The organism is Salipiger sp. PrR007 (genome assembly GCF_010499845.1).
Taxonomy (GTDB): domain Bacteria; phylum Pseudomonadota; class Alphaproteobacteria; order Rhodobacterales; family Rhodobacteraceae; genus Salipiger; species Salipiger pacificus_A.
The window spans coordinates 83,198-93,823 of record NZ_JAAGOZ010000022.1; the positions used below are offsets into that span (position 1 = coordinate 83,198).

The 10,626-nt window shown below is 64.2% G+C and carries 15 protein-coding genes; 9 read left to right on the top strand and 6 right to left on the bottom strand.

All coding sequences use genetic code 11. From position 1 onward, the window contains the following. Window positions 1-86: 86 nt before the first annotated feature. The 5 genes from G0Q01_RS11055 (at window position 87) to G0Q01_RS11075 (ending at window position 2,331) form a co-directional block, all read left to right on the top strand. On the top strand, window positions 87-422 hold the full coding sequence (locus G0Q01_RS11055; RefSeq protein WP_164190814.1) for a hypothetical protein: 336 nt from the start codon (window positions 87-89) through the stop codon (window positions 420-422). A 149-nt stretch (window positions 423-571) separates the two neighbouring features. Then, a complete protein-coding gene (locus G0Q01_RS11060; protein WP_164213363.1) occupies window positions 572-838 on the top strand; it encodes a hypothetical protein in 267 nt (88 codons plus the stop codon). A 23-nt stretch (window positions 839-861) separates the two neighbouring features. After that, window positions 862-1,287 (top strand): CBS domain-containing protein, encoded by a 426-nt coding sequence (locus G0Q01_RS11065; RefSeq protein ID WP_164190978.1) that lies wholly within the window; start codon window positions 862-864, stop codon window positions 1,285-1,287. Window positions 1,288-1,350: 63 nt separating this feature from the next. After that, window positions 1,351-1,707, top strand: a complete 357-nt coding sequence (locus tag G0Q01_RS11070; protein ID WP_164213364.1) for a hypothetical protein — start codon at window positions 1,351-1,353, stop codon at window positions 1,705-1,707. After that, window positions 1,708-2,331 carry an exopolysaccharide biosynthesis protein gene (locus G0Q01_RS11075; RefSeq protein WP_164213365.1) on the top strand — a complete coding sequence of 208 codons (624 nt, stop codon included), beginning with the start codon at window positions 1,708-1,710 and terminating at the stop codon, window positions 2,329-2,331. It begins immediately after the preceding gene. 56 nt (window positions 2,332-2,387) lie between these two features. Here G0Q01_RS11075 and G0Q01_RS11080 read toward each other — a convergent pair whose 3' ends face one another. The 3 genes from G0Q01_RS11080 to G0Q01_RS11090 all read right to left on the bottom strand — a co-directional run bounded on the left by G0Q01_RS11080 (window position 2,388) and on the right by G0Q01_RS11090 (window position 4,930). Next, window positions 2,388-2,927, bottom strand: a complete 540-nt coding sequence (locus tag G0Q01_RS11080) for a DUF421 domain-containing protein (RefSeq protein WP_164213366.1) — start codon at window positions 2,925-2,927, stop codon at window positions 2,388-2,390. 111 nt (window positions 2,928-3,038) lie between these two features. After that, window positions 3,039-3,278, bottom strand: coding sequence for a hypothetical protein (locus tag G0Q01_RS11085; RefSeq protein ID WP_164190818.1), 240 nt, complete (start codon window positions 3,276-3,278; stop codon window positions 3,039-3,041). A 746-nt stretch (window positions 3,279-4,024) separates the two neighbouring features. Further along, complete coding sequence (locus G0Q01_RS11090) at window positions 4,025-4,930, bottom strand: LysR family transcriptional regulator (protein ID WP_164213367.1); 906 nt, start codon at window positions 4,928-4,930, stop codon at window positions 4,025-4,027. A 114-nt stretch (window positions 4,931-5,044) separates the two neighbouring features. Here G0Q01_RS11090 and G0Q01_RS11095 point away from each other — a divergent pair, with 114 nt between their 5' ends. From G0Q01_RS11095 to G0Q01_RS11110, 4 genes are all read left to right on the top strand, one after another. Continuing rightward, a complete protein-coding gene (locus G0Q01_RS11095; RefSeq protein WP_164213368.1) occupies window positions 5,045-5,977 on the top strand; it encodes a VOC family protein in 933 nt (310 codons plus the stop codon). Window positions 5,978-5,982: 5 nt separating this feature from the next. Continuing rightward, on the top strand, window positions 5,983-6,588 hold the full coding sequence (locus tag G0Q01_RS11100) for an alpha/beta hydrolase (protein WP_164213369.1): 606 nt from the start codon (window positions 5,983-5,985) through the stop codon (window positions 6,586-6,588). Window positions 6,589-6,702: 114 nt separating this feature from the next. Further along, a complete protein-coding gene (locus G0Q01_RS11105; protein WP_164213370.1) occupies window positions 6,703-7,002 on the top strand; it encodes a GNAT family N-acetyltransferase in 300 nt (99 codons plus the stop codon). Between the two features lie 128 nt (window positions 7,003-7,130). Next, complete coding sequence (locus tag G0Q01_RS11110) at window positions 7,131-8,096, top strand: pirin family protein (RefSeq protein WP_164213371.1); 966 nt, start codon at window positions 7,131-7,133, stop codon at window positions 8,094-8,096. A 126-nt stretch (window positions 8,097-8,222) separates the two neighbouring features. Here G0Q01_RS11110 and G0Q01_RS11115 read toward each other — a convergent pair whose 3' ends face one another. The 3 genes from G0Q01_RS11115 to G0Q01_RS11125 form a co-directional block, all read right to left on the bottom strand. After that, the gene (locus G0Q01_RS11115; RefSeq protein WP_203594983.1) at window positions 8,223-9,191 is read right to left on the bottom strand and encodes a cupin domain-containing protein; all 969 of its coding nucleotides are present in this window, start codon (window positions 9,189-9,191) and stop codon (window positions 8,223-8,225) included. Continuing rightward, entirely contained in the window at window positions 9,192-10,247 is a 1,056-nt protein-coding gene (locus tag G0Q01_RS11120; RefSeq protein ID WP_164198151.1) for a LacI family DNA-binding transcriptional regulator, read from the bottom strand. Window positions 10,248-10,375: 128 nt separating this feature from the next. After that, on the bottom strand, window positions 10,376-10,626 hold a 251-nt coding region (locus G0Q01_RS11125), incomplete at its 5' end, for a histidinol dehydrogenase (RefSeq protein WP_203594984.1).

A 10,626-nucleotide genomic window follows, 5' to 3' on the forward strand; every position in this document is an offset into this window, starting at 1 on the left:
AACCACCACAACAAACCAATGTTCCCAGATTTCTGGGGAACATCCCGATGCGCGTCATGTTGATGGGGCCAAATGAGAGGTTCAGCATGGCACATCGCAAACGACGCAGAGTCCACCCAAGTCAATCGGCCGAGCCAGACCGGCTCCGCCAGCGCATCGACCACGGCGAGACGGGCGACAAGGTCAATTTCTCTGATCCAGCGGCGGCACCTCTCGGCACCGACGCTGAGGCTGGAGCGGGGCCCTCAGCCACCCCAGCGGGTAAAGTCACGGTGGCTCCGTCCGTCCCCGAACGCGAGAAGAAACGCTCCCCTCCGCACACTCCTGCCGAATTGCAAAACAGTTCATCCGGACGGCGCGGCATCTTCCTCGTTTTCTTGGTTGTTCTCGCGGGCATTGTTGCGCTTGTCGCGTTCGTGTGAGCCGAGCGATTTCCGCCCCAAATGATCGTCGTCGTACGCCCAAAGCCAACTAGACCTAATATCGAGGCCAAACATGGCCCAGACGGTCGCCGCTGGTGCAGAACGGGTTGCGGTCGCGCGAAGCCCGGCTGTTTTGCTGGTTCGAGCCGATGGACAAAGCTGCCGTCGACTACAGCCTGGTCATCACCAAACGGACTGATCTTGCGGCCGATTGGCCGGCCGCCAGTTTGGTCGTCCTCCTCTCGATCGTGGTACACCGCACGACAACCACGCCCTATGCCAAGAGTCGAATTGCCCAATCTGCAGAATGGACCCAGGAAAGCTTGAAAATCTGGAACATTGCGATGCGCCGCCTGTTGAAAGTTTTCCCTCCGCGTCGATTGCGCGGGCATCCTGCCGCGAGACGCATCCGATGAGTTATAAAACCTAGGAGGTAAAAATGAGAGTTTCGGAAATCATGTCGAACGATCCGGTCACGGTTTCGCCGCGCCAGACATTGGCCGAAGCGGCCGCCCTCATGGCACAGATTGACGCCGGCTTCCTCCCTGTTGGCGAAGACGACAAGCTCGTCGGTATGCTCACCGACCGCGATATTGCTATCCGCGGGATCGGCGCAGGCAGGGGGCCGGATGCCATGGTGGGCGAGGCAATGACGCAAGATGTCTGCTATTGCTTCGAAGACGACGACGTGACGACCGTCGCTCAGAACATGGGCGATCAGCAAATCCGCCGGATTCCAGTGGTCAATCGGGAGAAGCGCCTTGTAGGCGTCCTCTCACTTGGTGATCTCGCCGGACGGGGAGATGCCCTCGCGGCCGGTGAGGCACTCGCCGAGGTCGCACAGCCGGGAGACAGGCACAATTGAACGACGTCCACTTATTCGTGAGGCAGACACACACTCGCCAGCCGTTTCCTGCCCAGAGGAAAAATGGCCCTGACCCGGGAGCACGAGCGCTTCCCCAAGGACGAACCCGGAGATACTGATTTGGAAGGACTTATCATGGATGGCTCAAATCCTAGAGAACTTGAGTCCGTGCTTGTGATGCTCGAGGCGCGCAGCATCGCGCATCGACGGCTGCTCCTGGAAATCATCAGGACCTTGGACAGCTCGCAGCTGCAGCATCTGGAGGAATGGCTTTCGGTACGGGAAGTGCTCCGCGATGGTCAAGAAGATCCGGGCGCGGTCCCCACTGCAATGGCCGCGCTCCCGCTTTGCATCGCCGAGGAGTTTCGTGAATTCGGGCAATCTCTTGCGCAGATCTCCTCGCAGTCGGACAGCAGGTAAATGGGCCGGAAGGATTGCACACTCGCTGTGGATCCGGGACCAGAGGCGGTGCCAAGGCTGGTCGAGCGGTTGCGGGGGCTGGCCGAGAGTCAGGACACGGTGACGCTCCAAAGTTTGGCAAAGGAGATCGGCGCGCAGGGCCACGCACCCCTTCTCTTGATCGTCGCCACCTTTCTCATCTTGCCCATCGGGATGATACCGGGCATCGGCGGAGCCCTAGGCGCAATCATGGCAGTCATCGGCCTGCAGATGCTGCTAGGCCGCACCGGCCTGTGGGTTCCGCCATTTCTAGGAAAACGCGAGGTTCAGGCGCGCCGCGTAAAAGCGGTGGCGCACAAAGTGCGGCCGGTCGCGGATTGGTTAAGCTGGCATTTGCATCCAAGATGGGAGCGCCTGTCCGGCGGGAATCTCTCAATCTCGCTCATCGCACTTTTTTTGATAGCAACAGGCACATCGCTCCTAGTGCTCGGAGCGATACCGATAGCTGTGCCACTGGTCGGTATACCGGTTACGCTATTCGCAGTTGGACTATTGGCACGGGACGGCGTAATCGTCGCGGCGGGATATGCAGTGATCCTGTTGGCTGGCATCGGCATATGGATCATAGGCGGCACTCAAGGGTGAGAGCACAGAGGCGGGATCTGACTCACCCTGCTATCTGACTGACCCTAGGCCCCCAGTCAGAGCCCGTTCCGGAAGGCCCGGGCGCGTGGCTCGTCATCGTTTGACCCACCCTTTTGAGTTTTCTTGATGACAGAGAAGGATCCGTCAGACTCCAAAATGACCGCCGACAGCGCGCCGAAACCGTCCTGTCCCTGCGTGCGCACCACGGTCTCCAATTCAGCTTCTGTGACGCGGGCGCGGCGCAAGGCTTCGGTCAATGGGACACCGTCATGCAGAAGGAGAGTAGGTTCGGAGCGAACCGCGCGCGCGAAGGACTTTGAACGCACCGACGTGTAGGTCACCCCATATTGCAGGAATATCAGAAGCAGCAAAGCCGCAGCACCTTCCGCAAGGGCAACACCGTCGCTCAGCAGGATCGACGCCAGCGTCGAGCCGAAAGCCACTGTTATGACAAGATCGAAGGCGTTTAGTTTCGCAAGGGTCCTCTTTCCCGAGACTCGCAGCGAGACCACGAGGAACGCGTAAGCCAAAGTTCCCACAATGAGGGTGCGGATGATGCCATCCCAACTTTGGAAAAACATGTTTGCCCACTGCATGCGCGTAATTCTCTGTCCGCGTACTGGTCACCTCAAAGTCCGACGGCGCAGCTCGGGTTAAGAAATCTCTCTTTCCCAAGCGCGCTTGATTTTGCCCAATGAGACGTTTCGCTATTCCCGGTCACCCCCGGTGACCCTGTCCTCAGGACCTGGACGCTCATCAGCCAGCTTCTCACCGGCCGCTGCCTTGCCCGGTTCACCTTTGCCTTCCGCATGATTATCGACGTGCTCATGCAATTGACGGGTGTGAACATGGCGGCTGTCCAATCCGCGCTGCTCGGAATGCCGAGAGGTGTCGCGGTTCGACAACACCTCGCTCTTCCTGCGCTGCTCCACCTCGGCGGGAGACATCCCGCCTTCTCCACTCCCCTTCCCCTGATCCTGTTGCCCAGGGCCATACGATTTCCGATCCGCGTTTGCCATGTTTTCTATCCCATTCCATTTCAGGGCCCTTAACAATGCGAGTGCAACTATGTTCCCGATCGCATGCCGCCACAGGGCACTGCTGCCAGACCGCCACTTGAAGAAGCGCTCTCGATCTGTTGGTCTGAGCCATCCTTGGAACATATTTCAGGCACGTCTGTTCCTTTTGTCGAGCGCGGCCCGCGAGAGCGTCCGCATGTGCGTGGTCCTCAGGATTGCAGGCCACATTCCCCTCGGCCCGGAATTTCGGAGACTGGGCCGCGCTTACCTTTTCCCTGACTGGTGACTGGTGACTGGGATCGGATAATCTGAAATTATGTCATATCGGACGTTTGAGCGGTTGCGCGCCGGAGCAATTCGAAAAGCGAAAACGAAACGAAATTCGTTTTGCCATGAGAACGGAAAGCAGCCGGTGCTTTCTTCCTCTGGCGCATACCTGCTCCGCACAAGACTGCCGGTTCTCCGGTTCCCAAAATGGGCCAGACGTGGTGCCGGCCTCGGCGAAGCCAAGGCTCGGGCAGGCTCGCAAGGGCGACAGCACCTGCGCTGTCGGATATGTGCGCACACAGCGCTGCCTCGTCAGCCGTTCTGCCAGCAAGTTGAAGTGATCGACGTAGCCCGACCCCCTTTTTGGGGTTGCCGATTTCCAATCGAAACTGAACCGGGCGCGGAGATCAAAAATCAAAACTGTCGATGTCGCGGATGTAGGCCTCGAAGAAGTCGGTGAAGGTGCCGACCAGCGGCGGCAGTTTCTCGTAGGGTGGATAGTAGAGCATGAGGTTGAGCGGCGGCAGCTGCCATTCCGGCAACACCAGCTCGAGCGCGCCGGAGGCCAGCCCGTCCCGCACCAGAAAATCGGGCAGGTTGACCATGCCGTTCCCCGACAGCGCCATCTCGTAGAGGAACTCGCCGTTGTTCGAGGTGACTCCGGTCCCGGCGCGCAGCGTCCGGCGCTGGCCGCCGCGGGTGAACGTCCAGGTCTCGGCCGCGCCCCCATGGCCATAGGACAGGCAATGCTCGGGCAGCAGGTCGTCGGGAGCCTCCGGGCGCGGGATGCGCTCGAAGAGCGAGGGCGAAGCGACCACCTGCCGGGGCACCTGACAGATCCGCCGCCAGATCGTCGACTTGTCCGCCGGCGGATCCGAGATGCGGATCGCGAGATCGCAGTTGGCGTCAAGGATATCGACCAGCACATCGGTCAGATGCACGTCGAGTGCGATATGCGGATAGGCCAGCCGGAAGCTCGCCACCAGACCCGGCATCAGCCGCATGCCGAACGACATCGGCGCGTTGATCGCCAGCCGCCCCCGGTCGGGCCTCGTGGTGCGCGTGACCTCCTCGGTCACCCTGTCGAACTCTTCGAGCACCGGGCGGTAGCGCGCCGCGACCATCGCCCCTGCGCCGGTGAGCGAGACCTGCCGCGTCGTGCGCAGCAGCAATTGCTGGCCGAGGTCTTCCTCGAGCTGGGCGATGATCCTGGTGATCGAGGCCGGCGTCATCCGAAGGCTGCGGGCCGCCCCGGCGAAACTGCCCTGCTCGACGACTTCAAGAAAGACCCGGATCGGCTTGATGGTCTGCATCGCGCCAGATTGTTTCGATCCGGCGTAATAGTAAATGCCCGTGAGTTTCTATTCTTGAAAATTATCCTAGCCCCTATCTTGAATGCAACAGACACAGACTCGATGGAGATCGAGATGATCACGGACATCAAAGGGCTGCACCACGTCACCTCGATGGCGGCGGACGCGGCCGAGAACAACCGCTTCTTCACCGACACGCTCGGCCTGCGCCGGGTCAAGAAGACCGTCAACTTCGACGCGCCCGAGGTTTACCACCTCTACTACGGCGACGAGATCGGCACCCCTGGCTCGGTGATGACCTATTTTCCCTTCGGCCAGATGCCCCGCGGGCGTCGCGGTACCGGTGAGGTCGGCGTGACCGAGTTCGCCGTACCCGAGGGCGCGCTTGGCTACTGGAAGGACCGGCTCGCCCCCAAGGGCGTGACGGGTCTCACCGAAAGCAGCTTCCTCGGCGAGACCCGGCTGGAGTTCGCCGGCCCCGACGGCGACGGCTTCGCGCTGGTGGAGAGCCCTGATCGGGGCCGCACCGTCTGGACCGGCGCCGGCGTGCCCGAAGAGGCCGGAATCCTCGGCTTCCACGGCGCCCGGATGCGGCTGCGCGACAGCGCCGCCACCGCCGAGCTGCTGAGCTTCATGGGCTACCAGAAGGACGAGACCGACGGCGCCGTGACCCGCTACCGCATCGAGGGCGGCAACGCCGCCGACACCATCAACCTCGAGGCGGTGCCCGGAGGTCAGGCCGCGGCGCAGGGCGCGGGATCGGTGCATCACATCGCCTTTGCAGTCGAGGACCGCGCGGCGCAGCTGCGGGTGCGCGACGCGCTGCTCGACACCGGCTACCAGGTGACCCCGGTGATCGACCGCGACTACTTCTGGGCGATCTACTTCCGCACCCCCGGCGGCGTGCTCTTCGAGATCGCCACCAACGAGCCCGGCTTCGACCGGGACGAGGACACCGCGAACCTCAGGCAGGCGCTGAAGCTGCCGACCAGATACGAGCCGTACCGCGGCCAGATCGAAGGGCGTCTGCCCGCAATTGGAGCCTAATCGCCATGACCCAGACCCTGAGCTACCACGCCCGCACCCGTGCCCCCGATCCGGGGGCGCCGCTGATCTTCGCGTTTCATGGCACCGGCGGAGACGAGACCCAGTTCTTCGAACTGGTGCGGCAGATCCACCCCGACGCGGGCATCGTCTCGCCCCGGGGCGACGTCTCGGAAGGCGGCGCCGCGCGCTTCTTTCGGCGCACCGGCGAGGGCGTCTACGACATGGAGGACCTCGCCGAGCGGACCGCGCGGATGGCGGCCTTCGTCGCCGCGCACAAAGCCGCCAATCCGGGCGTTCCGGTCTATGGCTTCGGCTATTCCAACGGCGCCAACATCCTCGCTTCGGTGGTGATGGCGCAACCCGATCTCTTCGATCGGATCGGACTGCTGCACCCGCTGATCCCGTGGCAGCCGGCGCCGGTCGATCTCGGCGGTCGGCGCGTGCTGGTCACCGCCGGGCGCCGAGATCCGATCTGCCCGTGGCCGCTCACCGAAGGGCTGCTGACGTGGCTGGTCGACAGTGGCGCCGACGTCCGGACCGAGATCCACGACGGCGGCCACGAGATCCGGCAGGGCGAGATCGCGGCCCTGGCCGAGCTGCTCACCGCATGACCTGCCGCGGCGCCCTCTCCCCGGGCGCCGGAGGCTTCTCCTGCCGTACCGCCCCGGACGCTCCCGTCACGGCGCCGGTCCGGCTCCTCCCAGACCCATGCAAGAGACATCGAAATGACCGATCCGATCATCAGCTACAGCGAAACCGACAGCAAAGCGCGCTACGTCGCCACGGTGGAGGGTGTCGCGGGCGAAGGCGAGTTGACCATCTCCAAGGTCTCGCCGACCCTCATCATCGCCGACCACACCGGGGTGCCCGACAGCATGCGCGGCATGGGGATCGCCAAGGCACTGGTGCTCCGCCTTCTCGCGGACGCCCGCGGCAAGGGCCAGCGGATCGTGCCGCTCTGCCCCTTCGTGCGTGGCTACGCGATGCGCCACCGCGACGAGACCGCCGACGTCATCCAGTGGTGACCCTGCCGGTCGCCGGGCCCGCGAACACAGCGCCGCCGTGCGCAAGTCCTGCGGGCGAGGCATCGCCCGTCGCAGGACGACACACAGGACAGAGGCGGTAACGCCGGCCACCCCAGAGGAGACCCGAGATGAGCTGGAACCCTACCCATAGCCCTGAATGCCCCGACTTCGGCTGCGGCGCGCTCGAGACGCTGATCATCCCCCGCGCCCGCGATATCGGCGGCTTTGACGTCCGCCGCGCCCTGCCCTCGCCTAAGCGGCAGATGGTCGGACCGTTCATCTTCTTTGACCAGATGGGCCCGGCCGAGTTCATCACCGAGGGCGGCATCGACGTGCGCCCGCATCCGCATATCGGGCTCGGCACGGTCACCTACCTCTACCAGGGCGAGTTCGAGCACCGCGACAGCATCGGCAGCCACCAGATGATCTACCCCGGCGAGGTCAACTGGATGACCGCGGGCCGCGGCGTGACCCATTCGGAACGCACCAGCGAAAAGACCCGCGGCACCCGCCACAGCCTTTTTGGCATCCAGACCTGGATCGCCCTGCCCGAGCACCTCGAGGAAAGCGACCCCGGCTTCGAGCACCACGGCAAGGAGGCGCTTCCGGTGATCTCTGACGGTGGCAGCGAAGCCCGGCTCATTCTCGGCGCCGCCTATGGCGAGAAAAGCCCGGTGACCATGCCGTCCGAAACCTTCTACCTCGACGTCGTGCTGCAGCCGGGGGCCGGGTTCCCTTTGCCCGAGGATCAGGAAGACCGCGGAATCTACGTCACCGAAGGCGCGATCGAAGTCGCAGGCGACATCTTTGAGGCCGGCCGCATGATGGTGTTCCGCCCCGGCGACCGGATCTCGGTCAAAGCCGGTCCCCAGGGCGCCCGCCTCATGGCGCTCGGCGGCGCGACCATGAACGGACCAAGGTATATCTGGTGGAACTTCGTCTCGTCGTCCAAGGACCGGATCGAACAAGCCAAGGAGGACTGGAAGGCCGCCGACTGGGCGAACGGACCGTTCCGTCTGCCGCCCGGAGACGAGCAAGAGTTCATCCCGATCACCGCAGAACTGGACCGCACCCGTCCGAGAGGCTGGGACTAATTTCCGCGCATGACTATGCATAGCAAGGGAGATCGATGAGGCTCTTCAGGGTTGACGACGCGCAGATCGCCTTCGCCTTGAAGCGGGTCGCGCGACCCCAAGGCGAGGGGCCGCGCCGATGAAGGGTCAGCTCCTCCAGGTCGCGCCGGCCGGGTCTTCCGTACCGAGAATGCGGTAAAGGCCCGCCTCGCCCGACATGCTCGGCTCGACTGTCACTGCGAGGCCCTCGGGCACGCTCAGCGTATCCCCCGGCGCGAGGATTGCGCTGCCGCCTTCCCAGGTCACCGCCCAGTGACCGAAGACCGGCATAAGCACAGACGGCAAGGGTTCGGCGGTCGGCTCGCTCAGCGCAGAGCCACGGGTCACCAGGTCGACCTCGAAGCCGGGCTTGTCGGGCAGCCGCCCCGTCTTCCCAATCACCTTGACCGGCGCCTTGGCCGCCATCGCCGAGAGGTCCAGGTAGCGCGCCACGTGACGCGGGAGCACCTCTGCCGCCTCCGGCTCGGGAAACGTCTTCAGCTCCTCTTCGCCCAACAGAGGCATCGGCGCCACACCTTCGGGGAGGCTCTGGCCCTTCTTGCTGTCGTAAAGTTTGCCATTCTCGCCAAGCACCAGCCCGTGGTTGCGCGCGTCCTCGATCACCTGCGGTGCCCAGATCACGCCGCCACCCGCATCGTCGCCCCCAAGCACGGCCATGATCATCCCGTAGTCCGTACCGACGTTCTCGAAGCCCCGGAAGATGCCGGTGGGGATGTTGAAGATGTCGCCCGGCTCGAGAATGACCTCGCCGGCGGTGCCCCAGCGGCCCCAGAAGAAGCGCCAGCGGCCTGACAGCACAAAGAACACCTCGGCTGTGCGGTGCGAGTGCAGCGAGTTGCGGCAATGCGGCGGCTGGCCTGCCGCGCCAATGTTGAACCCGTGCGGCAGGCTGATGTGCACGTGCTGGTCGGCACTTTCCGACACGCCGCCGCCGATGATGGTAAAGTTTTCCTTCTGGTCCGAGCCGGGCGTGTGGGCGTCGATGAAGGCGGTGCGACAGGGTTGCAACTCACCGTAGCGTACGAGGCGGGCGTCCATGTCCAGGGGGGTGGTCATTCAAGTCTCCTGTGGTGGTTCGGGTTGGCTCCAACCCTTCGGTATGCGTGCCGATGCGCGCAGCACGAGCGGTGCGGGCACGCGGATCGGCTCCGAAGACGCCGTGTCAGGCGTCTCGATTTGTGCAAGCAGACGGTCTACGGTACGCGCCACCATGGTTTCGGCATCCTGCCGCACGGTGGTCAGGTCATAGGCGGGCCAGGCAGCGGGGGGCACGTCGTCGAACCCCACCACCGAGACGTCACCCGGGACCTTCAGACCCAGCTCGAAGCGCAGAACGTCCATGACCACAAAAGCCATGTGGTCATTGGCGACAAAGACCGCGTCGGGCCGTTCCGCCTCGGACTTGCCAGCAAAGAGCGCGCGCGCCGCCGCCTTGGCGGCGCCCGCCTCGTAGTTGCCGACCGCGCGGGCAAAGAGCGTCTGCCCGGCCTCGGTCAACCCCGCGAGAAAGCCGGCCTCGCGGTCGCGCTGGGTGGAGGCATCTTCCCAGCCCGCGACATAGGCAATACGGCCATGCCCGCCTTCGGTCAGGAACCGCGCCACCTGCCGGCCGCCTTCGACGTTGTCAGAGGTCACGCAGGTTACGCCCGCCCCATCCTGGGCGCGGTTGAACAGCACCACCGGCACGCCGAGACCGGCGCAGCGAGTAGATAGTTCCGACGACAGCGACACCGAGGCCGTCACAAGGCCAGCGACCTGGTAATCGAGGATTTCCTGGATCACGTCATCTACCGTCTCCGAGCCCTGCGAGGACATGAAGACCAGTACGTGATAGCCGCGCGCCTGAAGCGCCTTGGACAGCTTCTCCAGCACCTCGGGGTAGAAGTAGTTCTCGAGGTAAGCGATCACGAGACCGATGATCCGGCTCTGCCCGGTGATCAGCGACCGCGCCAGGACGTTGGGCCGGAAGCCCAGCTCCTCTGCGGCGATGCGGACCTTCTCGGCAGTCTTCTTCGACACCGAGGCTCCCGGAGTGAAGTACCTGCTGACCGCCGACCGGCTGACGCCAGCCCTTTCGGCCACGTCAGCCATCGTCACCTTCTCGATCGTCATCGTCTGCGCCCCTTGCGTGTCGTCCAACGTTGCGCCGTCCCGGCCACAGGTCCGGGAGGGCCCGCGCATCATAGGCACGGGTGCCCCGATTGTCTTGTGGCCGGAAGGGCTTGTTGGACGACGCTGGGTCACTCGGCGGCCTCGGGCAGAACAGGGGCGGCCGCGGCGTAGGGCACGCTGATCCCGCCATAACGCCGCACGCGCAGATTGCACTGCTCCGCGTGACCCGCGAAGCCCTCCAGCATGCACAGGCGCGAGCCATACGCGGCGACCCGGGTCGCCGCCGCGTCGGTGGTCACGCGCTGGTAGCTGTGGGTCTTGAGGAACTTGCCGACCCAGAGCCCGCCGGTGTATCGCCCGGCCTTCTTGGTGGGCAACG